At 63.2% G+C, this 23,552-nt stretch carries 18 protein-coding genes and 1 riboswitch; of the genes, 8 read left to right on the forward strand and 10 right to left on the reverse strand.

Annotated features, from left to right (window positions below; genetic code table 11):
* Positions 1-87: 87 nt before the first annotated feature.
* Entirely contained in the window at positions 88-1,503 is a 1,416-nt protein-coding gene (locus V9F06_15010; GenBank protein ID MEI2618918.1) for a class II fructose-bisphosphate aldolase, read from the forward strand.
* Between the two features lie 178 nt (positions 1,504-1,681).
* Here V9F06_15010 and V9F06_15015 read toward each other — a convergent pair whose 3' ends face one another.
* The gene (locus tag V9F06_15015) at positions 1,682-2,806 is read right to left on the reverse strand and encodes a P1 family peptidase (protein ID MEI2618919.1); all 1,125 of its coding nucleotides are present in this window, start codon (positions 2,804-2,806) and stop codon (positions 1,682-1,684) included.
* A 90-nt stretch (positions 2,807-2,896) separates the two neighbouring features.
* Here V9F06_15015 and V9F06_15020 point away from each other — a divergent pair, with 90 nt between their 5' ends.
* Positions 2,897-4,039, forward strand: coding sequence for a M48 family metallopeptidase (locus V9F06_15020; GenBank protein MEI2618920.1), 1,143 nt, complete (start codon positions 2,897-2,899; stop codon positions 4,037-4,039).
* Positions 4,040-4,043: 4 nt separating this feature from the next.
* On the opposite strand, the gene V9F06_15025 is transcribed toward V9F06_15020, so the two are convergent.
* Both V9F06_15025 and V9F06_15030 read right to left on the reverse strand, forming a co-directional pair.
* Positions 4,044-4,847 carry a methyltransferase domain-containing protein gene (locus V9F06_15025; GenBank protein MEI2618921.1) on the reverse strand — a complete coding sequence of 268 codons (804 nt, stop codon included), beginning with the start codon at positions 4,845-4,847 and terminating at the stop codon, positions 4,044-4,046.
* Between the two features lie 144 nt (positions 4,848-4,991).
* Positions 4,992-5,669, reverse strand: a complete 678-nt coding sequence (locus tag V9F06_15030; GenBank protein MEI2618922.1) for a PRC-barrel domain-containing protein — start codon at positions 5,667-5,669, stop codon at positions 4,992-4,994.
* A gap of 211 nt (positions 5,670-5,880) precedes the next feature.
* Between V9F06_15030 and V9F06_15035 the strand changes: the two genes are divergently transcribed.
* Both V9F06_15035 and V9F06_15040 read left to right on the forward strand, forming a co-directional pair.
* A complete protein-coding gene (locus V9F06_15035) occupies positions 5,881-8,091 on the forward strand; it encodes an MMPL family transporter (GenBank protein MEI2618923.1) in 2,211 nt (736 codons plus the stop codon).
* Positions 8,088-9,206 carry a carotenoid 1,2-hydratase gene (locus tag V9F06_15040; GenBank protein ID MEI2618924.1) on the forward strand — a complete coding sequence of 373 codons (1,119 nt, stop codon included), beginning with the start codon at positions 8,088-8,090 and terminating at the stop codon, positions 9,204-9,206. Before V9F06_15035 ends, V9F06_15040 begins: the two co-directional genes overlap by 4 nt.
* On the opposite strand, the gene V9F06_15045 is transcribed toward V9F06_15040, so the two are convergent.
* The 5 genes from V9F06_15045 to V9F06_15065 form a co-directional block, all read right to left on the reverse strand.
* Complete coding sequence (locus V9F06_15045; protein MEI2618925.1) at positions 9,196-12,048, reverse strand: AAA family ATPase; 2,853 nt, start codon at positions 12,046-12,048, stop codon at positions 9,196-9,198. The two genes, V9F06_15040 and V9F06_15045, sit on opposite strands and share 11 nt — an antisense overlap.
* Before the next feature lie 9 nt (positions 12,049-12,057).
* Entirely contained in the window at positions 12,058-12,456 is a 399-nt protein-coding gene (locus tag V9F06_15050; GenBank protein MEI2618926.1) for a hypothetical protein, read from the reverse strand.
* A 313-nt stretch (positions 12,457-12,769) separates the two neighbouring features.
* Positions 12,770-13,069, reverse strand: coding sequence for a hypothetical protein (locus tag V9F06_15055; protein MEI2618927.1), 300 nt, complete (start codon positions 13,067-13,069; stop codon positions 12,770-12,772).
* A gap of 128 nt (positions 13,070-13,197) precedes the next feature.
* Positions 13,198-13,791 carry a TetR/AcrR family transcriptional regulator gene (locus V9F06_15060; protein MEI2618928.1) on the reverse strand — a complete coding sequence of 198 codons (594 nt, stop codon included), beginning with the start codon at positions 13,789-13,791 and terminating at the stop codon, positions 13,198-13,200.
* 142 nt (positions 13,792-13,933) lie between these two features.
* The gene (locus V9F06_15065) at positions 13,934-14,467 is read right to left on the reverse strand and encodes a DUF1003 domain-containing protein (protein MEI2618929.1); all 534 of its coding nucleotides are present in this window, start codon (positions 14,465-14,467) and stop codon (positions 13,934-13,936) included.
* Between the two features lie 308 nt (positions 14,468-14,775).
* A riboswitch (SAM riboswitch) is annotated at positions 14,776-14,880 on the forward strand.
* A 441-nt stretch (positions 14,881-15,321) separates the two neighbouring features.
* On the opposite strand from V9F06_15065, the gene V9F06_15070 reads away from it, so the two are divergent.
* Positions 15,322-16,554, forward strand: a complete 1,233-nt coding sequence (locus tag V9F06_15070) for a homoserine O-acetyltransferase (GenBank protein ID MEI2618930.1) — start codon at positions 15,322-15,324, stop codon at positions 16,552-16,554.
* Positions 16,555-16,676: 122 nt separating this feature from the next.
* Positions 16,677-17,981, forward strand: a complete 1,305-nt coding sequence (locus V9F06_15075) for an O-acetylhomoserine aminocarboxypropyltransferase/cysteine synthase family protein (GenBank protein ID MEI2618931.1) — start codon at positions 16,677-16,679, stop codon at positions 17,979-17,981.
* 69 nt (positions 17,982-18,050) lie between these two features.
* Here the strand turns inward: V9F06_15075 and V9F06_15080 are convergent, their stop codons facing one another.
* Positions 18,051-19,043 carry a homoserine dehydrogenase gene (locus tag V9F06_15080; protein MEI2618932.1) on the reverse strand — a complete coding sequence of 331 codons (993 nt, stop codon included), beginning with the start codon at positions 19,041-19,043 and terminating at the stop codon, positions 18,051-18,053.
* 323 nt (positions 19,044-19,366) lie between these two features.
* On the opposite strand from V9F06_15080, the gene asd reads away from it, so the two are divergent.
* Positions 19,367-20,425, forward strand: coding sequence for an aspartate-semialdehyde dehydrogenase (gene asd, locus V9F06_15085; GenBank protein MEI2618933.1), 1,059 nt, complete (start codon positions 19,367-19,369; stop codon positions 20,423-20,425).
* Positions 20,426-20,553: 128 nt separating this feature from the next.
* On the opposite strand, the gene V9F06_15090 is transcribed toward asd, so the two are convergent.
* Positions 20,554-21,462 carry a universal stress protein gene (locus V9F06_15090; protein MEI2618934.1) on the reverse strand — a complete coding sequence of 303 codons (909 nt, stop codon included), beginning with the start codon at positions 21,460-21,462 and terminating at the stop codon, positions 20,554-20,556.
* Positions 21,463-21,656: 194 nt separating this feature from the next.
* On the opposite strand from V9F06_15090, the gene V9F06_15095 reads away from it, so the two are divergent.
* Positions 21,657-23,423: a CapA family protein gene (locus tag V9F06_15095; GenBank protein MEI2618935.1), complete on the forward strand. Its 1,767-nt coding sequence runs from the start codon at positions 21,657-21,659 to the stop codon at positions 23,421-23,423.
* Positions 23,424-23,552: the final 129 nt, after the last annotated feature.

The raw sequence follows: 23,552 nt of genomic DNA on the forward strand, positions 1-23,552 counted from the left end.
GACCAGGGGTATGATTGTTGCGCGACATGTGGTGATTCAGCGAGTCTGGCACGAGACAGCTGAAGGTACGGTCAGGGAGGGATGGCAATGCGCGCATACGAATCCAGAAGCGATTTGCTGGATGCCTTTCGCCCATACGGCGAAGTGCACAAGGACGGCGTCCACGTCTCTGATGCCCATGGTCTGCGTGGTGAGTTTGTCGATAATCTGGCCTATACATCGGCGCTAGGCGCCGATGTAATGAAGCTGGCAGCCCGGCACCTCATCTGGGAGCTTGCCCAGATCCTTGGCTGCCCTCCGGCCTCGATTCACGACTACTACATCGCCGGCGGCCGCAACGTCTGGCACAACCAGACGACCCCCGCGATCAATGTCCGCGCCATGGCCTACGATACTGCGCGCTCGATCGCTCGCGCGGCAAACAAGCTCGATGTGGGGCAGGTAATTTTCGAAATCGCACGCTCCGAGATGGGCTACACCGAGCAGCGGCCGGCCGAGTACACCGCGTCGATCCTTGCGGCCGCCATTCGCGAGGGCTTCCAGGGGCCAGTCTTCATCCAGGGCGACCACTTCCAGATCAATGCCAAGGGGTACAAGGCAGACGCTGAAAAGGAGGTTCAGGGGGTTCGCGATCTGATCGACGAGGCGCTCGCGGCCGGATTCCTGAACATCGACGTCGACACATCGACCATCGTCGACCTCTCCTTTCCGACCGAAGATGAGCAGCAGGCTGAGAACGCCCGCCGCACCGCCGAGCTGACCGCCTATATCCGCCAGCACGAGCCGGAGAATGTCACCGTTTCGGTCGGCGGTGAGATCGGCGAGGTGGGGACCGAGAACTCGACCCCCGCTGAGCTGGAGGCGTTCATGCGCCAGTTCCAGCGCGAGTTGGCCGCGATGGATGGCGGCAAGCTGACCGGCATCTCGAAGATCAGCGTCCAGACTGGCACCAGCCACGGCGGCATTGTGTTGCCGGATGGCACGATCGCCAAGGTAAAGGTCGACTTCGAGACCCTCGGCCAGCTCTCGACGCTATCTCGCGAGAAATACGGGATCGCTGGCGCGGTCCAGCATGGCGCTTCGACGCTCCCGGAGACCGCGTTCGGTCACTTTGCTCAAGCCAACGCCTGCGAAGTCCACCTGGCGACCGGCTTCCAGAACATCATGTATGACAGCAGTGCGTTCCCGTCCGATCTGCTCGCAGAGATGTATGCCTACCTCGACGAGAATCATCCGGGCGATCGCAAGCCGGACATGACCGACGCCCAGTTCTATTACACGGCGCGCAAGCGGGCCATCGGTCCGTTCAAGAAGCAGCTCTGGGACCTTGACGACGCGACAAAGGGCGAGATCTGCGGAGAGCTGCAGGAGCGGTTTGAGCTCATCTTCAACAGCCTGAATGTCGTCAATACCTCATCCATGGTCCGCGACTTGACCCCGATTCAGAAGTTGCCGTTCCGCGCCGGTGATGAGATCAGCGACGTGCTGGTCGAGGGCGAGTAGCCGCGGACAGGCTGCCTGGAGGGGCGCCTCAGTGACGCCCACCCGTACCGTCCAGGCATCGATCCGCATCCGCCGGCTGGATTCAGCCGGCGGATGCGGATTTCCGTTCGCGTTCAACAGTCGATGTCACTGCCCAAACACCAACAGACGTAGCGGACATCGCGCTCACTGAGACGGCTCAACGGCCATTGTCGAGCCGGCCGGCCGCGCGGAGCAGCTCGGTGACACGCTCGATTGGAAGCGCCTCGCGAGTGTTGCCATCGCGACCGACAACTGTCGTTGCGCGGAAGAGCGCGTTGACGATCGCTTCCTCTGTTGCCTCGACCGTCGCCTGAAACAACGCGTCGATCGGCTTGTCGGTGTCAATCATCAGCTCGACCTGGATGGTCGGCGTCAGAGGCTCGTACGGTATTCGCACGGATGGCGAAGCCGAAAAGGCGATGACGTAGTCGCCGCTCCCGTTGCCCGCGATCGAGCCAGTGCGCGCCAGCCCGATGCCTGCCCGGCGGGCCAGTCGTCGCAGCCCGCGATCCAGCAAGGGTGCGTCGGTTGCGACGATCATCATGATCGAGCCACGCTCCGGCACGTCGTCTTCGGCGGCGAGTATTCGTCCAATCGGGACACCGTCGATAACTAGCTGACCACGCCGGCCGAAGTTGGCCAGCACAAGCACCCCGACTGTCCATCCGCCGAGGTGAGCTGGCATGACCCGTGAGGACGTGCCGATGCCGCCCTTGTAGCCAAACGCCGTCATTCCGACGCCTGCCCCGACTGTGCCCTCAGCGACCGGGCCTGCGCTTGCCGATGCGATCGCCGCCAGCACGTGCTCTTCCCGGACATGCCGGCCCTGCATGTCGTTGAGCCATGCATCCGAGCATTCGCCGACGACCGGATTGACCGTCGAGGCGTCGATCCCGACGTCGGGATTCTCTCGGATGCTCCAGGCGACGATTGCATCGGTGACGAGGCCGACATTCATCGTGCCAGTCAGCGCGATCGGACTTTCCAGCGTTCCCAGCTCGTCGACCTGCTCCTGGCCCATGCACTTGCCGAAGCCGTTGATGATGTGAATGGCCGCTGGAACTTTGTCGCGATACAGGTTGCCGGCATGCGGCAGGATGACGGTGACGCCAGTGCGAACCGGTCCGTGGCCAGGGATCAGCGGGCCGTCGCCAGCAATCAGCGTCGTCTGTCCGACCATGACACCTGCGACGTCGGTGATCGCGTTCTGCTTCCCGGTCGGCAGCGTGCCAATCCGTAACCCGATGTCCCGCGAGCGAGGGCGTGTATCCTCTGACTGCATCCGACATCCTCTCCTTCGGCGTTGGAGGGGATGCTACGGATCGGTGCGGCGATTGGCAACCCGGATTGCGGTGGCGGATCGAGGGATAGCATGAGCGAGGCGCAGCGCGCGCGTGATTACAGCAGAACGAAGGATCGCCTCAGTCTGCTCGGCGCTTTTCTGTCGCTGCTGTTCGGCCTGGCGTTCGTGTTCAGTGGGCTATCACGGAGACTGGCCGATCGGCTTCTCCCGGCGGGTGGCGAATCACTCGTTCAGCGATTGCGCTTTGCGACCATCCTGTCGGGTATGACGACCCTTGCCGGGTTGCCGCTGCGCTACTACAGCAGCTACACCGTCGAGCATCGCTATGGGCTGAGCACGCAGGATCGGCGATCGTGGATCTCTGACATGATCAAGGGTTCGGCGATGAGTCTGCCGTTGGAGCTCGGGCTGGTCGAGGGACTCTACGCTGTGCTGCGTCGCTGGCCACGCCGCTGGTGGCTCGTCGTATCGGCGGCGGTGGTCCCGCTGTCAGCCGCGATGTCGCTTCTGTTCCCGATTCTGATCGCGCCGCGTTTCAATCGGTACGAACCGTTGCGTGATGAGGCGCTTGCGGCGCGTCTGCGCGATCTGACGGCGCGGGCCGGTGTCCCGGTTGCGGACGTGATGCAGATGGACATGAGTCGTCGGACGGCGAAGGCCAACGCTTTCTTCGCCGGCATCGGCCGGACCCGGCGGATCGTGCTGGCCGATACGATGCTGGCGACGTTCAACCCCGAAGAGATCGAAGGGGTCGTCGCCCACGAAGCGGCTCATCAGGTGCACAGGGACATCTGGCGCTTCATCGGGCTGGCCGGGCTGACCACGGTGGTGACAACCGCGACGGTGAGTCGTCTTGCCAGCGAGGCGCTGCGGCGCCGGCCCGGCCTTGTCGGAACCAGCAGTCTGTCCGACCCACGTTCGCTGCCGATCCTCGGGATTGCGATGTCGCTGGCCGGCGTCCTGCTTTCGCCGCTCCAGCTTGGCTACAGCCGGAGGATCGAGCGGCGCGCGGACGCCTACGCCATTCGTCTGACCGGCAACCCGCGCGCCTATGCGGACGCGATGCGTAAGCTCGCGTCGCAGAATCTGGCCGATCCCAATCCCCCGCGCGCCGTGGTGATCCTGCTGCACTCACATCCACCGCTGGCCGAACGCATTGCGGCTGCCCAGGCTGCCGAGTTCAACTTCGTCGAGGGAATCGAAGCAGGTTGACGCGCTAGCTTGCGGACTTGCGAGCGCGGAGCAGCAGCTTGTTGTCGTCTAGCGACTGAATCGCGCCCTCGTCGATGTCAATGGCAAATGCTTCGAGGATCCGGTCCGGCGCGGTTAGAATGAGCTGCTCGAGCTCATCCTTTGCGGCTTCGGTCATCCTCGATCTTCCTGTCCACGATTCGTACTCGTAGCGACGCTGGAACGGCTCGATCGCGTCGATGACGAGGCCGGCCTCCTCGATGAACGAGCGCCACTCCGAGAGCTTGTAGGCGCGGACATGCGTCGTGTCACGTCGCCACTCGACCTCGTTGATGAACGCATCAAGCTCGTCATCCTCTGGGGCGAGCGAGTCGATCAACACAAAACGCCCGCCTGGCCGTAACACCCGGGCGACTTCGAGGCAAAAAGCGCGGACGTCATCGAAGTGGTGTGGGGCAATCCGGCAGCTGACGATATCGAAGCTGGCGTCGTCGAACGGCAAGTGCTCGGCCTCCGCGATCTCGAACGAGACGTTCTCGATCCCCTTCTCTCCGTGGATGAATCCCTCGGCGGCACGGAGCATCTCCGGCGTCAAGTCGCTCGCGACGACGTGATGGACGTGTGGCGCGAGCGCCAGCGCAGTGTGCCCGCCGCCGGTGGCGATATCGAGGGCGTCGTCACCCGGTGTCGGGTCGGCGAGCTCGACCAGCCGATCGAGATCGCGGCCGGAGCGGTGCCGTTCGGAGGTGACGTAGTCCTGGGCGGTTCTCCCGAATTGATGCCGGACACGGTCTTTGTGGTCGATCGACTGTTCGTTGTCATCAGCCATGGCTGTCTCGCCCTCGTTTCATTCCGACAATCACCGGTAGCAATGCGTAGCGTAACCGATTGCGGTGGATGAGCGGCAAATAAAACGCGGCGGGTTCATCACCCGCCGCGCTTCCCCCATCCCCACAATGAAGGAATCTGTGTGTCAGGCCGGCGGGAGGTCGAAGTCTCCCGCGACGGTCGTGAGCGTGATCCTGTCGTCGATAATCGACGCGATTGCCGCCGCCGGGATCTGGACCCGGTCGCGATGGAAGATGCCGGAGGCGGCGACGATGGCGGTGATTTCATCGCGGTTACCGTAGATAATCTCGCTTAGTGCCCCAACTGCCCGGCCGTCCCGATCGACAACCTCGACACCGCGGCCGAGCGCGACGCTGTCGTCCGGAAGATTCGACCGGCGTTCGACCGCTCCGCCATCGATTGTCGCCGATTCGAAGAACGGGCGGTCGACGCCGTGGAATCCCTTACCAGAGTAACCCGATCCCCAGACTCCGGGCGCCGTTAGCCCACCCGCGATGCTGCCGGCGATAGGGTACGCATTGTCGGCCGTCTCATTCGACGCGGGAGTGACATACTGGTGGTAGATCAACCGAGGCAACCGTGATACCTCGTCGGCGGGAATCGCCAACTGAACGACGCCAGCTTCGATGCGCGCGATGTTGAATACCTCAACGATGCGGTCAGTATGTAGAAGATGGCCGGCGCGGACGATGATCTCAAGAACCTCTCGATTATCTGGCGATACGACGAGGCGGGTCACCTTGCCGACCGGTCTGTCATCAGCTCCGACGACCAGGCTCCCAAGCGCGATCTGATGATCCATCGGCTATCTCCTCCAAGCGTCACCTCTACCAGTCATCAGGATTGAAGATACCAGAGCGCCTGCCGCGGGGGCGCGCGAAAGTGGAATGAAATGTGACGATCCCGTGTCAATGGGCCAGGCGGCGACTATAGCCACTGGCGGTCGGAGCCGTGACCCGTCACAATCAGGCCGGGCGGGGAAGCGCGAGAGGATCGCGGCGTGAGCGAGGAAGATGTTCTATAGAATCGGCCGATGGTCCTACCGGCATCGACGACTGGTTGTTCTGGTCTGGTTCGTAGCATTCATCCTTGCGATTCCGATCCTGCCCCGGATGACGGACGTTCTCAAGGTCGGCGGATTCTCGAACCCGACGATCGAAGCCGCTCGTGCCCGGCAACTTCTCGAAGATGAGATCCCGAGCTTCTCCCCTTCCACGCTCGTGGTGATCTTTCAATCCGACACACTGACTGCGTTCGAGCCGCAATATTCCGAGGCCGCGAATCGGGCACTGGCTGGCGTGATGCGGCTGCCCGAGGTGACTGGTGTAACGGCATTCCAGCAGAATCCGGCGCAGATCTCGCGAGGCGGGCACACGGCTTATTCACTGGTGCAGCTCTCGTTATCGCCCGAGCAGTCGCAGCGGCTGATGCCGGCGATTCGGGAAGCGATCGTGGAGTCTCCGGAAGTCACCGTGACACTGGCCGGCGCTCCGGCTTTCTACGAGGACGTTGAGCGAATCTCCGAGCAGGATCTGCGGCGGGCCGAAGTAATCGCGATTCCGTTCGCGCTCATCGCTCTCGTCATCGTCTTCGGCTCGGTCGTTGGCGCGGCGGTGCCGCTCGCCGTTGGCGCGCTCAGTGTCGCCGCCGTCATCGGGCTGCTCTGGCTGATCGCTCACGCAGTCGATATGTCGATCTTTGTCCTGAATCTGACGACGATGCTTGGCCTCGGCCTGGCAATCGACTACTCGCTCTTTATGACGAGCCGGTTCCGTGAGGAGGCGCCTCACCGACCGTTGGTCGAGGCAATTGCCGTAACGGTCGGCACTGCCGGCCGGGCGGTGTTCTTCTCGGGGCTGACGGTGCTGATCGGGCTGGCCGGGCTGGCGCTGTTCGATTTCATGTTCCTGCGCTCGGTTGGCGTGGCGGGAGCGCTTGTCGTCGCTGTCGCTGTCCTGGGAGCGCTGACGCTCTTGCCGGCCGTCCTCGGATTTGTCGGCCCCCATATCGATCGGCTGCGCCTGTTCCACCGGGGCGATCACCGCGGCGGCTCGTTCTGGGCCATCCTCGCCGGCTGGGTGATGCGCCATCCATGGAGCGTATTCATCCCGGTCATAATCTTTCTGGTGACACTCGGGTTGCCGTTCGCCAACGTCGAGCTGTCCTCGCCGGACGCCACGATTCTGCCGCTACGGGTCGAGTCGCGACAGGGGTTCGAGGTGCTACGACGCGAGTTCGGGGATGGCGAAATTTCGCCGATCGTCGTCGCTCTCCGCACACGCGGAGAGCCCACCACGCCGGAGAATCTGGCGGCGCTCTGGGATTTCACCCGCCACTTTGCCGGGGACGACCGGGTGACGCGAATCGATAGCCTGGTCACTCTCGATCCCCGCCTCAGCCTGGCGCAGTACGATCTTCTCTACAACACAGGGCAGACGAGCGATCCGTTCATCTCCGCCGCGCGAGCCAAGCTGGCCGGCCCAGATGCCACGGTCGTCCTTCTCTACACTCGCGGTCTGCCGACTGACACCGCGAACAAGGCGTTGCTCCGAGATATCCGCGCGTGGCCGATCGGCGGAGACACGCAGATGCTGGTCGATGGCGGCACTGCCGAAGTGGTCGATGTCGTGCATGAGATGTATTCCGAGTTCCCGCGGGTTGCGGCGGTGGTTGTGCTATCGACGTACCTCGTGCTGCTGTTCCTGTTCCGCTCGGTCGTCCTGCCGCTCAAGGCGATCCTGATGAACGCGCTGTCGATCATCGCGTCGTACGGCGCGCTCGTCTTCATCTTTCAGGAAGGGCATTTCTCGAACGTTCTCGACTTCGAGCCACTCGGTTTCGTCGAGGCATCGTTACCGATTCTGATGTTCTGCCTGCTCTTCGGGTTGTCGATGGACTATGAGGTCTTCCTGCTGTCTCGCGTTCGCGAGGCGTATCTGGAGACGCACGATAACACCGGCAGTGTCGCAATCGGGCTCCAGCGCAGCGGCCGGATCATCACTGGCGCGGCACTGATCGTGGTTGTTGTCACGCTTTCGTTCGTGTCAGCGGAGATCGTGCTGGTCAAGGCGCTCGGCCTCGGCATCGCGCTCGCTGTCCTGCTCGACGCGACCATCGTCCGCGCGCTGCTCGTGCCGGCGACGATGCGCTTGCTCGGTGACGCCAACTGGTGGTTGCCGAGCTGGATAGCACGGCTGCTGCCGAAAAAGGAGTTCGATCATTGAGACGCCGGTTTGTCGTCGCCTTTGCGCTGCTGGCGCCCCTCATCGCGGGTTGCGGCGCAGGTGCATCTTCCCAGACCAGCGGCGCGTCAACCGGTGAGCCTACCGCCACTCGCGCCGCAGCGGCATTCGTCGCGCCATCCCCAGCCATCGAGCCAATTCGCTTTCCGGGAGATGAAGCGCCTCACGATATGCTGACCGAGTGGTGGTATTACACCGGCCACCTCTTCACTGCCGATGGCGCTCGCTACGGGTTCGAATATGTCATCTTCCAGGCAGAGCGTGGCGCGTTCCCACCCTACTACGCCGCGCACTTCGCGGTTACTGACAACGCCGGCCAGCGCTTCGTCTACGATCAGCGAGCGGGGCCGGATGCGCGACGCGACACCGAGGCTGGGTTCAGCCTCGACCTCGATGGCTGGACGATGGCCGGCGCGCTCGGTCACGATCGACTGGTGGCCGACATGGCCGGATTCGCAATCGATCTCGATCTCACAGCCGCGAAGCCGCCCGCGTTGCACGATGGCGATGGCTACGTGTCGTTCGGCCCGGCCGGCGGCTCGTATTACTACTCGCGCACGCGGCTGGATGTCAGCGGAACACTCGTCGTCGATGGAGACCCGCGCTCGGTGACCGGTGAGGCATGGATGGATCATCAGTGGGGCAACTTCATCCAGGTCGGCGGTGGCGGGTGGGACTGGTTCTCGGTTCAGCTTGATACCGGTTGGGACATGACAATCTCGCTCGTGAGAGGCCTCGACGGATCGCTCTCGGCGGAGTACGGGACGATTGTCGATCCGGCTGGCGTCGCCCACCACCTCGCCGCCGAGGATATCGACGTCCGTGTAGTCGAAACATGGACGAGCCCGCGTTCGGGCGCGGTCTACCCGGCCGGCTGGCAAATCGACCTGCCAACTCACGATTGGTCGATTCTGCTGACACCCTCACTGGCCGATCAGGAGCTACAGACGCAGGCGACGACGGGGGTGACCTACTGGGAGGGCGAGGTTGTCGTGAAGGGCGTTGTTGCCGGTAAACCCGCTCTCGGTCTGGGTTATGTCGAGTTGACCGGGTACGCGCCGAATACTGTAACGGCAACCCCGGCCGTCATACCATGACCCCCTCGTCAGTTGAGCCGACGATATCGTGCCGGAGCGCCCAGATTGCGAGCTCGGTGCGATTGGCGCTCTGCGTCTTTCCCAGGAGGTTCCCGACATGCGTCGTCACCGTGCGATGGCTGATGAAGAGTTGATCCGCGATCTGGCGGTCCGACAACCCTTGCGCAACAAGACGCAGGACTTCGATCTCGCGCGCGGTAACGCCGGCCGGCCGGGTAGCGCGGATTCTCGGCGTCAGAGACTCAATCTCCCGAATGCCCGCCGTCGCGCCCAGTCGGGCGAATATCGCGCCGGCTCGAGCAAGATCCTCATGTGCGGCGACTGCATCGCCTGACGCCAATAAAGCCCTCGCCCGCTCGATTCGCGCCTCGGCGCCTTCGTAGGGCAATTGACAGTCGCAGGCACGCTCAATCGCCATCGTGGCCAATCGCGCAGCTTCGTCGTGGTAGTTTGCTATGTGGAGTGCTTCTGCTTCGAGCAAACAGGACTGGATGAACGCCAGTTGATGATGTGTCGCGTGCGCCTTGTCCCGCGCGTCGACTGCAATCGTTCGCGCCGTGGTCGTGTCGCCGCGAGCGAGCGCCAGCCGGCCTCTGGCGATGTCCAGCGCGAGTCGTCCCGGCGCAAATTCGCGCTCGGCCAGAACACGATCCATTGCGTTGACCCACTCGGCTGCGCCGGCAATGTCACGCGTCGCCAGACATAGTTGCACTCGCCGAGACGCGGCCGCCATCCACGTGCGAGAGGCGTGGTCGCCGATGCCATCCGACGCAGTCCGGGCCACCCGATCGAGCGCGAGCTCGCACGCGGCACGGCGTCCCTCGGCGAGCGCCAGCTCCGCGACAAGGAGGGCGGTCATGTCGCGGACAACCTTCGGTGAAGAATCAACCAGGGTCTCAAGGATCGGGACTGCCGAACGAACAACATCCCAGTCTCCGTAGAGGAAGCGGACGGAAACGAACGCTGGCTCGGGGGTGTCGGAGACCACCAGGCGCAGGCTGCGGAGACGCGCGAGCTCCTCCCCGCGCTGGAGGAGTGCCCGCATACGGGCGGGCTCGTGGAGATGAGCAACAACCCCGGTGACGATTCCTACCGCAGCGTAGTCGGTCGCGTGGTCCACATGGCCGAGCTCCTCCGCGATGTCGACGCACTGGAGGACGAGCCCAAGCGCATCCCCTCCCTCACCACGGCCAACGCGCAGGCTGGCCAGAAACTGGAGCGCGACCGCCTGATACATCGGCGTGCCAGTTTGCCGCGCCAACTCCAGCAGCTCTTCCGCGATGTCTTCGAGGTCGTCATAGCGGCCCCCTGATCCGTGGCAGTAGCCGGTGTACGTGAGCGCTGTGGCGAGCGACTCGGTGTCTCCTTCGGCACGGAGGATCGGGATGGCCTCCGTCAGAATAGTCAGACAGCCGCTGACATCGCCATCTTCATAGAGCATCGTTGCGCGTCGCTGCGCGGATCGAGCGAGCATCAGCGCGTCACCACGCAGCCCGGCGCGGGTCGTAACGCGATCGATCTCTCGCGTGCCTCGCACTCGGTCATTCCAGACCAGGACGTCGGCCATAGCGAGGCGAACGCTATCCTGCTCGGCGTCCGGGATATGGAGGCGCTCAGCAATGGAGAGTGCCTTCATATACAGCTTCGCTGCCTCCGGAAAGCCGAATTCGTCACGCGCCTGATGAGCAGCATCGAGAAGCGCATGATAGGCAGTCGTCAGGTCGCCGGATCGTTCCGCATGTCGAGCAATCTCGCCGGCACGGCTGTCGGGCTGGTGGCGCAGCCAGTCCAGAATGTTGGCGTGCGCGAGTCGTCGCTGTAATGCCGGTTGATGTCTTGCCAGCATCTGCTGGAGCACGCCATGCCGGAACCGAACCGTGCCATCGATATCCTCGACAAGTAACCCCACTGCTAGCGCGGCATCGAGACGCCCAGCCAGATCGACCGGCGCGATTGACCTGAGCTCGGCGAGCATGTCGAGGTCGATTGTTTCGCCAGCGATAGCAGCCAGCCCCAGTATGTCGGTTGTTGAAGAGGGCAGCCGGCCAACAAGCGCCGCGATGACGCCGCCGAACGAGGTTGGCAATCGCTCGGCGATGTCGTCGTCGGAGACGAGATCGATCACGCCCGTTTCGAACACATCAAGGAGGCTATTGAGCACGAGCAGATTACCGCCACTGAGCCTGACGAGCGTCTCGGATATTCGCTGGCGGGTGGCCGGCGACCGACTGGAGGCGATTTCGTCGATATGGCGCGAGATTTCCTCCGGGCTGATCGGCGTCATCTCAAGCAGTGTGACCCGACTCTCGGAGACGAGAGTATTCAGCCAGCCGGCGAGTCGTGAAGCATTCGTCTGTGCTGCGTTGACGGTAAGCACGAGTAACAGCGCCGTCGATGCCGCGCGCTGCGCGAGCGCGCGTAAGAGAACGAGCGATGAGTCATCGGCGAGGTCGATATCCTCGAAGGCGACGACCATCGGCGAATCAGCAGCGGCGTCGATGAGCGCCTCGGTGACGCGCCGGCCGAGCTCGGCAATGCCCTGAACGGCCGGCTCGGCCTCACCGATCGGTTGTGGCAGTCGATGCTCGAGCGCCGGATAGGTCGCAGTCAGCTGGCGCCAGGGAGCATAGGGATCGGCCACATCGCTGGTATAGCAGCGTGCCAGAATGATCCGCGGTCGATCGACGTGTTCCTCGGCGTAGTCCACAACTCGGCGCAGCAGGACTGTCTTTCCACTGCCTGGTTCGCCCACGATGATGACGACTCCACCGTCGCCGTTGCAAGCCCGGTCGAGTGTTCCACGGAGTGTCAGAATTTCTTGCTCACGAGCGACGAATACCATGCGCTCACGTCACCCTCCGCCTCTGGCCCCACTGCGCGAGAAATATTGGTCGCCGCAGATTATGACCGTGCTTCGATCCACCGCCACGCTGCAACCGGAGACCCATGTGTCGCCAGATAGGAACTCGACCATTGTCAGGTAGATTGCGTCGTGTGTGTCCGTATCGGGTTCGACGACCAGGTCGGCAGGCCAACTGCCCGGCACTACCCGCGTCTCGCCATTGACGATCTTGTTGCCTTCACCGTTGACTGAATTGATCTGGAACCAGTCACTTCGTGAGACGAGGTGGCCACGAAGGACGGCGCCGCTGTCGAGACCAATGACGAGCTTGATTGGTCCACCGTTCTCATTCCTGTACTCGTGTCTTTCGGCAGACTGCAGGATTACGCCGACGAGATTGTCAATCATGGGTGTGCCCTCTCTGCATTAGTCGAACGGGAGAAACGCGACGATTCGACGCCGAAATCTGACGGAAACACAGGACGCAGGCGAACGAGTTGCGGAAGCATGAATACGGCGGGTCGCGTGTCTGGAACATAACAGTACCTGCCAACATTGTCAAAAGTTTCATCTCCACACTCGATCTGCTGAACGACTGACACAAGGAGGCGGCCGAAATGTGGGGTCGGCCGCCTCAGCAAGATGGGAAGGAGGGAGGGAAGGACTTCTGAGGTCCGGAGTCCGTCACCCGTGCCGTTGCTGGGTCACCAACTCTTGAGGATCAGGGTTCATCATTCGCCTTTCGCGTCGCGGGATCGCCATCGTCCCGCCTCGTGCCTTTTCGAGCCAGGTCGCGAAGCGCCGCTGCAAGCTCGTCGATCCACGATCTGTCCGTCTCGTCGCTGTTGTCATCTGGTGGTGGGTCTGGCTGGGGGTCGGCATCACGCGCCGGGCGAGGATGCTGTGTGTCCGACGCCTCGCTGAACATGCTCGGGACAATATGAGACTGCCAGACCAGGTGGTCGACCATTCCAGGGCCTTCCTGCGCGAATGGCTCGCGTGTGCCGATTCCCGCCGCCATGCGGATCGTTCCAGTGGACTGCCGCTATTGTGCGGAACTGTCCCGCGAATCCCATCGGAAAGAATGCGCAATTTGCCGTGGGTCGTCCGAGCATCGAGCATACGTAGAATTACGTAGTCGACGTGCAGTCAACTGACGCGAAGGCCGGCCATGATGAGCACAATCGTCTGATCGGCGATCGCCTGAAGCTCGGTGCGCGTAGTGATCCCGGCTCTCTCGGCCTCGACGAATCCGACGATACTGAGCAGCAGCGCGCGGGCGATTGCCGGCGCGATGTCATCGCCATCAGCCAGTACTGCAGCGACCGCGTCGACCAGAGGCGCTTCGAGCACGGCCGCGAGCGGGGACATGGCCGGCGCCGCAGTTGCGCGAGCCGGACGAAGCGTGAAGATGAAATGAAAGGCGTCCGGCGCATCGAGCGCGGCGTTGGACAGAATGAGAAATGTCTGGCGCAGCTGCTCGTCAGCGCCGATACCGCGTGGCAGCCGGCGGAGGCGCGCGACGATCTCGTGCGCCGTAGACTCGGCAACCTGGTAGAGCAGATCGTCTTTGTCACGGAAGTACAGATAGATCGTCCCGTGAGTGACGCCAGCCAACTCGGCAACGTGACGGATGGACAGCCGCTGCCCGGCGTCGAGCACCAGGTCACGAGCCGCCGCGAGAATTGCCGCCCGCGTTCGGACGGGATTACGTCCACTTAGCGTCGGCTCGTCGGGCGCCATGAATCCTGCCCTTCATCGGGACCGAGACTCGTAAATCGCGGAGCGTGAAACGTTGTCATGGTCCTGTGGATCCGCCACCGGAACAGCTCGGTGATGATGACACCACCGAAAGCGATCTGGGCGGTTATTGACATATCTCGGGTCACGGAATTGATCGGGATTCAGAAGCTGGCGTCTGGCCGGCAGCCCCCTCAGGCTGCTGAGCCAGCCACTCCGCTACCTGGCGCAGAATCTGAAGCTGCTCGTCGTTCACATCGTAGAGATGGCTCCAGGCGAGATGATCGGCTTCATCCTTCACGCGGTCGCGCTCGGCTGAACGGTTTGAAGCCGTGAGCATTGTCGGGACGAAGAGCGATTGCATCACGCCCCCGAGGATGAAGAACAGGAACGAGTATGGATAGGGGTCAAAGCCATGATCGTGATCAAGGATGCTTTGCCAGAGTCCCCAGCCCATCATCAGCCCACACAGGAGGTAGAAAAAGGCCATTGTTCCGGCAAGCCCGACGATATGGTCGGCGAGCAAGCCATTGAACTGCCCGATTGCGGAACGCCGCGATCGAAGCTCGTGGAGGACGACCTGTGGATGCACGAGGTAGGCTCTGCCCTTATGCACCCGCGTGACCATCTCACTCAACTCGTCGGGAGTCTGGTACGAGTATCCGCGCCGGTTTGCCACGCCCGCCACCTTTCTCAACTACCCACACACGGGGTCCGTCGGCCAATTCGGCTCACCAGTCTACTCCCGAGTCGGCTATGCCAGACACATCACCCCCTCTACGACGGCCAGGAGCGTTTGACTGACTCGAACAGGCCGCCGCGCGCGTCTGGTCTCGGGTGGTCAACGTCACTGTCTCCTTCATGGGGTGACATTTTCACTGACCCATTCGGAGTGACAGATTCACTGGACCACGACAAACCACGAAGAATGGGTTGACACGGCCCGGGGGCGCTGGTATCGTCTGTTCCACAACTGAATAGACCCTGCGCTCATCCAGAGTGGTGGAGGGAATCGGCCCTTAGAAACCCGGCAACCGGCGTCTCGTGCGTGCGGTGCCAATTCCGCCGGAACCTGGTTCCGGAAGATGAGCGAATCGAGCAACCACCATCTCGATTGAGATGGTGATTTTGTTCTTCCTCTCCGGCGCAGGGCAGCTACGGCAACGACGAGGACGAGTAAACGGCACACTGCCGGCACAGCGAGCCACAGATGGTGTGAGGTGGCGTCGACCAGCCCGTTGAATATGACCTCCGAGCTGCGATCTGAACAGCGCCGTGCCACGCCATGCCTCGCATCGCTTTGATGCGCAGCCGTTTGGCGAACCTCATGGACGCACAGTAGGAGTCGCCGGAATCGCCCCCGATACAGGGCTACGTGTGCATGACATGCACCAGCTGAGTCCGTCGCCGCGAGGCGGTGGTGAAGCGGGGTGGTACCACGGGCGCGTCCCGTCCCCGCGCGGGGGCGATGTGTCGATGTCCTGCGCGCTCCCGCCGTTCCAGTCGAACGACGAACGAAGGGAGCCGCGACCAATGACCAGTGTCACACCGATCGACGCGCATACGCATGGAGCCTCCAGTATCATCGCCGCGCCGGGCATCGCCTGGGAGCCAAGCGTCGCCCAACAGACGATCCGGATTGCGACACCGGCCGATCCGTTTGTCACCGAAGCCGGCGCAGAGCTGGACGATGTCGTCTTGTCGTACGAGACGTGGGGTCGGCTCTCGGACGCGGGTGACAACGCGATCCTCGTCTTCCACGCCCTCACCGGTGACTCACACGCGGCGGCGCATCCGGAGATCCCCGGCGACCGGCCCGGCTGGTGGGAGCCGTTGATCGGCAGCGGCCGGCCGATCGACACGGATCGTTTCTTCGTCATCTGTGCCAACACGCTCGCGTCGTGCTACGGGTCAACCGGGCCGTGCACGCTCGCGCCCGACGGCGCTCGCTGGGGTATTCGTTTCCCGGCCGTTACCGTCCGCGATCAGGTCAACGCGAACCTGAGGTTGCTGGACCTTCTCGGCATTGGCCGGTTGGCCTGCGCGATCGGCGGTTCGCTAGGCGGGATGGAGGCCGTCGAGCTCGCGACAACCGCGCCGGAGCGCGTCGCGCGGCTGGTCGTCGTCGCTGCCTCGGGTAGATTCCACGCACAGGGAATCGCGTTCAACGAGATCCAGCGCCGGTCGATCATGCTCGACCCGAGCTGGCAAGGGGGCGACTATGGCAACCAGCAGCCGGCTGGAGGTATCGCTCTCGCCCGAATGGTCGGAATGCTCACCTTCCAGTCCGACGAGTCGATGACGATGCGGTTTGGCCGGCATCCGGACGCCCGCTATCACGCCTGGCCGGAGTTCCAGGGTCGGTTCGACATCGAGGGCTACCTGCAATACCAGGGAGATAAGCTGGCAACGCGGTTCGACGCGAACGCCTACCTTTATCTCCTTCGGGCGATGGATAGCCATGACATCGGTCGCGAGCGCGGCGGGCTGGCCGAGGCGTCGCGGCGGATTTCCGCCCGGACACTGGTCATCGGGGTGCGGTCGGACGTGCTGTTCCCGACCGTCCACGTTCAGGCAACAGCGGAGGCGATCACCCGAGGCGGCGGCGCTGCCCGGTATTGGGAATTGAACTCGCCGCACGGGCACGACGCATTCCTGAAGGATTTCCACCGGCTCGACGCTGTGCTTCGTGACGGTGTTGGCCAGCCGGGAACCCGACGAGTGGCGCGTCTCGCGGAGGCAGTCGAGACGGAGGCGGCTGATTGAATGCGCTCGCCCCCAGGTGGATCGTCCGCGCGCCACCGCTCGGCCGGGCTCGCGGTGATCCGGCGCGCCAGCCACTGACCGACACGATTCGTTGATACACACAGAGAGGGACTGATAGACCGATGGCAGAGCATAATGGAAACGGGACGCACGAGCCGAAGCCGTGGGGGTTCAACACCCGCCAGGTGCACGCCGGCCAGCAGGTCGACCCGACGACGACCTCGCGAGCAGTGCCGATCTACCAGACTTCGTCGTTTGTCTTCCACGACGCCGACCACGCTGCGCGACTGTTCGGGCTGCGGGAATTTGGCAACATCTACTCGCGGATTATGAACCCGACCAACGATGTCCTTGAGCAGCGTATCGCGTCGTTGGAGGGCGGAATCGGCGCGCTAGCGACTGGCTCCGGTCAGGCGGCCGAGGCAATTGCCATCTTTACCTTCCTCGAAGCTGGCGACGAAATCGTCTCGGCTGCCAGCCTCTACGGCGGCACCTACAACCTGTTCGCCGTGACACTGCCGCGACTCGGGATTGTGACGCGCTTCATCGACCCGACCAATCTCGATAACTTCCGCAATGCGATTAACGATCGCACCCGCGCGATCTATATCGAGACGATCGGCAACCCGAAGCTCGATGTCGTCCGTATCCGCGACGTGGCCGCAATCGCGCACGAGGCCGGCCTGCCGCTGATCGTCGATAACACCTTCGCCTCGCCGTACCTCTGCCGACCGATTGAGCATGGCGCGGATATCGTCGTCCACTCGGCGACGAAGTGGATTGGCGGCCACGGCACGTCGATCGGCGGCGTGATCGTCGATTCGGGCAAGTTTGACTGGACCAATGGCAAGTTTCCGAAGATGGAAGACTATATCGAGCGGTTTGGCGATCTTGCCTGGATCCTGCGCGCCCGGGTCGAACCGTACCGCGACCTCGGCCCTGCCCTCGCGCCGTTCAACGCGTTCCTCTTCCTCCAGGGACTCGAGACGCTGTCGCTGCGGATGGATCGCCACTGCGCCAACTCACAACAGGTTGCCGAGTGGCTCGAGGCCGATCCGCGTGTCAGCTGGGTAACCTACCCGGGCCTGAAGAGCCACCCGGATCATCAGGTTGCGACGGAACAGCTCGAGAACGGCTACGGCGCAATGGTCGTCTTCGGTGTGAAGGGCGGTCGCGAGGCCGGCCGAACACTGATCAACAACGTCAAGCTCTTCTCGCTGCTGGCCAACGTCGGTGATGCCAAGTCACTGATCATCCATCCGGCAACGACCACGCACGAGCAGTTGAACGAAGAGCAGCAGGCGGCGGCTGGAGTTGCGCCCGACCTCCTGCGGCTTTCAATCGGCATCGAGGATATCCAGGACATCATCGACGATCTGGATTCCGCGCTCGACAAGGCGGTCGCGAAGAAGAAGGTCGCCGTCTAGGGCGGCTGGCCCCCACCTCCGTCCCCTCCCAGATTTGGGAACAGGGACCGGAGGTGGGGGCCGTTTTTCCTACCCCAGCCGCGGGGTCGCGGCGCTGCCGGTCTTCACCGCCTCGACGATGTCGGACAGGATCGCGCTGGAGGTTGGGGACGGGCCGGCGCCCTGGCCATGGAGCAACACCGGGCCGACGCGGTTTCCGACGATTTCGATCGCGTTGTAGTTTCGCATCACTCGCGAAAACAGATCATCACCCGGAACGAAGACGGGGCCGACCCGCAACGCTGTGGTATCGCCAAGCCGCTCGGCGCTGGCGATGAGACGAATCGTGCCACCCTGCGCCTTCGCCTCGGCAACCTGCTCGCTGGTGACGCCGGTGATTCCCGTCCGATCGATCTCGTCTGGCTGGACGTGGCGACCGAGCATCAGCGACGCAACGATTGCCAGCTTGTAGGCAGCGTCGAACCCCTCGACATCGGCGGTCGGATCCGGTTCGGCGTATCCAAGCCGCTGCGCTTCGGCCAGCATATCGGTGTAGCTGGCGCCCTCAGCGTCCATCGCCGACAGAATGAAGTTCGTCGTCCCGTTCACGATGCCGCGCACTCGTTCGATCCTGTTTGTTGCCATCACCTGCCGGAGAGCGGCAAAGAGTGGGATGCCACCGCCCACACACGCCTCGCAGAGGAATGCCGCGTCGCCGTCGCGGGCGGCCGAAAGGATGGCCGGAAGATTCTTCGAGACAGCTTCCTTGTTCGCGGTGACGACATGCTTCCCGGCCGACAGAGCGCGGATCATCAGGTCGGCGGCCGGCCGCTCACGCCCGAGAACTTCCACGACGACCTGAACCGAGGGATCGTCGATCAGCGCGTTGCCATCGTCGGTCACCAGTGCCGGATCGATCCGGGCGCGCTCCGCCTTGTGCGGTCCACGATCGAGCGCGCCGGCCAGCCGCAGCTTGATGCCACTCGTGGCGGCCAGGCTGGCCGCATCGTTGGCGATCGCGTCGGCCACCGCGCTTCCGATCGTCCCGAGCCCCAGTACCGCGACCCCGATCGTCTGCGACACGGCGCAACCTCTTTCGTGATGCCGGCCGCGATCTTGACGCGCGACCGTCTGGCTGTTATCGTCCACCCACACCGGTTGGCAGTTGCAGCCTACCGAACTCACGCCATCCATGACAACGGGAGCGACGCAAGTGATCTGGCCCTGCTGGATTATCAACGAGGAGACTATTACCGCGCACGCCGCAACGGCGTTGCGCGGGGGAACCGGCTGACGGTTTCAACAGCGCGATGACGTTCTGGCGGCAGGAGCGACGGCTCCTGCTTTTTGTTGTTCGGGATCAGGTGATGCTCCGCGCTGGAGCGCGACAGGGAGGGATTGGACCGATGGCAGACAGGATCGATGTGGCGGTGCTCGGAGCGACCGGGAGTGTCGGTCAGCGTTATGTCGAGCTTCTGGCGAAGCATCCGCAGTTTCGGCTGGCCGAGCTATTCGGGAGTGAGCGTAGCGCCGGCCAACGCTATGCCGATGTTGCCGACTGGCGTATCTCGGGCGCGCCGCCGGAAGAGGCGGTGAACAAGGTTGTCAAGCATCATGAGGAGCCGATCAATAGCCCGATTGTCTTCGCCTCGCTTCCTGGCGGGATTGCTCGCGAGGTCGAAACTCGGCTGGCCTCCGAGGGTAAAGCGGTGTTTTCGAATGCCCGGGACAACCGGATGGACCCGGATGTCCCGCTGATCATCCCTGAGGTGAATGCCGACCATGCGCGAGCGATCGACGTTCAACGCAAGCTGCGCGGCTGGGATCGTGGCTGTATCGTGACGAACCCGAACTGCTCCACGATTCACCTTGTGCTGGCGCTCAAGCCGATCTGGGATGCATATGGCATTGAGCAGGCGATGGTGACCACGATGCAGGCGACCTCCGGCGCGGGGTATCCCGGCGTGCCGTCGCTCGACCTGATCGACAATGTCGTTCCCTACATCGGCGGCGAAGAAGAGAAGATCGAGTCGGAGAGCAAGAAGCTGCTCGGCGGCTGGATGGGCGACGAATTCCAGTATGCCGACCTGCGAATGAGCGCCCAGTGCAATCGCGTGCCCGTCCGGCACGGCCACCTGGAGACGGTCAACCTCAAGCTGGGTCGCAAGGCTACGCCGGAGGAGGTTATCGAGACACTGCGGTCGTTCCGCGGCCGGCCACAAGAGCTCGGCCTTCACTCCGCGCCGGAGACTCCGATCATCGTCCGCGACCAGCCGGACCGTCCGCAGCCGGCGCTGGACCGCGATGTTGCCGCCGGGATGGCCTCGGTGGTTGGGCGTGTCCGCGAGTGTTCGCTGTTTGATATCAAGTTTGTCGTCCTCGGCCACAACACGATCCGGGGCGCGGCCGGCGCATCCATCCTCAATGCCGAGATGATGCTGGCCGACGGCTATCTGCGGGTCTGAGCCGCGCCGGCCAGCGTTGGGATTTGTGCGTGGGTAGTCGGTCCGATAATCACGCACACCGCGTGGCCACCGAATAGACGTGATGGCGCCGACAGTTCTGTCAGCGCCATCACGGCTACGGGTCTGAATTACCCGCGCGGGCGCACCAGCAGGAGAGGGTGCGTCGATTCGTGGAGCACCCTCTCGGCAACCGAGCCGAAGAAGAGACGCGATACGCCGCCCCGGCCATGCGTGGACATGAGGATCAGATCAGCTTTTTGCTCCGCGGCAGTTCTGAGGATCTCATCAGAGACCCGACCCTGACGCACCTCCGACGTTACGGCTACGCCCTTTTCACTCAGCCGCCCGGTCACCACCCCCAGATAGTTCGTTGCTTCCTCTTGCATCGCCTCTGTGTATTCGGCGACGAGTCCGTAATCAAGAGGGATGTCCGGCCCGGGGATTCTGACGGCGAGAAACTCGATGACGCGCAACAGATGCACGGCAATCGACTGGCCGCCTGGAGCGATAGCGTCCAGCCCCCGATCGAGAGCATGCTCGGAGAACTCAGAACCGTCGAGCGGCACCAGCACTCGATCGAAGGATGGCGTCACGTCCGGCGTTTCGCGCTGCGAGCGGATCACGAGCACCGGGCAGCGTGCGTCGCGCACAATGCGGTTCGCGGCGCTTCCCATCACCACCCTGCTCGCGCCGGTCCTGCCATGGCTCGTCATGACTATGAACGGGTCCTCAACGTCGCCAATTGCGCTAAGAACCTCGCTGGTGGGACTGCCGATACGGCTGACGATATCGATCTGGATACCGTCGATCTTGCTGGCGACGTCCTTGAGGTAGGCCTTTCGCTCGGCCGCCCATTCGTCGAGCTCGTTTCCGACGGCCATCGCGCTGGCTGCGCTCCACGCGCCGAACTCGACCGGGATCTCAACGACTGAGATCAGTGTCAGCCGGGCGTTGATCCTGTGGCAAAGCGCTGTTGCCCAGGGGATGGCCTGCTCTGCACGGTCCGACCCGTCGAGCGGGACGATGACTGTTGTCATCGATGAGGCTCCTCTCCTCCTGCGAAGGTCCGGCGCTGTTGCCGGTGGCAATGATACGGATACACGGTTTCGCCGGGGAAGGCAATGGCTGGCCGGCATACTGCGCCTACCAGAATGCATGCCCGGCTCGTACACTTGGCAACCGGAGTCGCAACTTGCCGGCACGTCGCCTGCCGGTCGTAAGGGCCAATTGAATGCATCGAATCATCCTGACACGACGGTCGTTTCTGCGTGTTGTCGCTGCTACTGGCGCAACGTTGCTCGCAGCTTGCAGTGGCCCGGAGGAGAAGCCGGATGCGGCGCTCGGTCCGAATGCCGCGTCGCAGCCACAAGTGGGTGCGTCTACGCAGGTTGCGAAGCCGGGCCAGACGCCATCCGGAACCAAAGGCAGCGGCGTCGCGTCGCCGACTTCGGGCGGCGCGAGCGACGGCACAATGACTGTCCGCATTGACGGCGTCCCCGAACCGTTGTTGACGCATGCGAGCTGGATGCGGGATCGATTCGTCGAGCATCTTGGCGCCGTTGCGGCTGCCGCATCTGACAGTCGCGCAGACCTGACGATCCGTATGGCCGAGCCCGGCGCTGTGGACGCGGGACTGCCGCGGCTAGTGACAGACTATGTTGCGGTCGTGTCTCGTCGGCTGGTGGTCCGGGGAATCACGAGCGAACAGCTTCGCGGGCTTTGGTCTGGCGAGATTACCGACTGGAGCGCGCTCGGTTCTCCAGTGTCGCAAAGGGTCGTGCGGGTGAAGGTGGCGGAATCCGCCGGCCCGTTCGCTGTGGCGCAAGCTGACCAGGCGGTGCCGAACCGCGACAACCTGGCGACCTTTATGGAGGATGAACCAGGCGTGCTGGCGATCATCCCGGCGGCGTGGGTCGATTTTCGATTCCGAACGTTGCGGCTCGATGACATCAGCTGGTTCCGGACGGGTGACGCGACCTGGCCGTTGCAGGTGACGATGGTGGCCGATGTCGATGACTCGCGCGAGACAGGCCTTGCCGCGCGGGCCGCGGAAGCCATCGCAACCGTGCCACTCCATCCGGCCGTGTCGATGACCTGGGCCGGCGACATCATCATGGGCCGTCACGTCCACGTCAGGATGGTCGAGCTTGGTGATTGGGCGGCGCCATTCCGCGCGATCGCCGACGAGCTGACCTGGGCGGATGTGACGATCTCGAACCTGGAATGCTCGCTGTCAGATTCCTTCGAGACGCCGACGGACTGGTCAACATTTGAGTTCAAGACTGATACCCGCGCTGTTGCCGGACTGCAGCTCGCCGAGATCGACGTCCTCAACAGAGCGAACAATCACTCGTTCAACTTCGGCGTCGTCGGTATGGATGACACGACCGATGTCCTCGACAAGGCGGGAATCCTGCACTTTGGCATGGGCCACACCATCGAGGAATCGCGGAAGGCGGCGCTGGCCAAGGTCGGCGGCGTCACCTATGCGTTCCTTGGCTACAACGGGATCAGCGATCAATGGGATGGCGCCGAGGCAAATAGCCCGGGCACGAACCCGCTGATTGACTGGCTCGTTGTCGAAGATATCAAGCGCGAGCTGGCCGCTGGCCACGTCGTCATCCCGTTCTTCCACTGGGGCACCGAGTATGTTTACGATCCGACCGAGGAACAGCGCGCCTTTGCGCAGCTGGCGATCGACAACGGCGCGGCGATGGTCATGGGCTCTCACCCCCACTGGGTTCAGGCCGTCGAGACCTACAAAGACAAGTCGATCGTCTATTCGCTGGGGAACTTCGTCTTCGACCAGGAATGGTCGCTCGAGACCAAGCAGGGGATGATCGCCGATGTCTGGATGCGAGGTGACGCGGTGCTGGCGCTCGATCTCGTCCCGGTGTTGATCGAGGATTATCATCGGCCGCGGCGGATGAGCGATGACGAAGCCTGGCCCGTCCTCCAGCATGTCTGGGACGCGAGCGACCTTATTCGCCACGGCTGATCGGCGCGGCTGGTGGAGAACCCACGCCCAGGAGAGCGATAGAGTGCGTGCTATACTGCCAGCAACGTGCGCATCATCTGGCGCGTCCACAGGAATGGCGTGCCTGTGTATAGATCGAACCCCACTGAG

It is taken from the genome of Thermomicrobiales bacterium (assembly GCA_037045155.1).
Lineage (GTDB): Bacteria > Chloroflexota > Chloroflexia > Thermomicrobiales > CFX8 > JAMLIA01.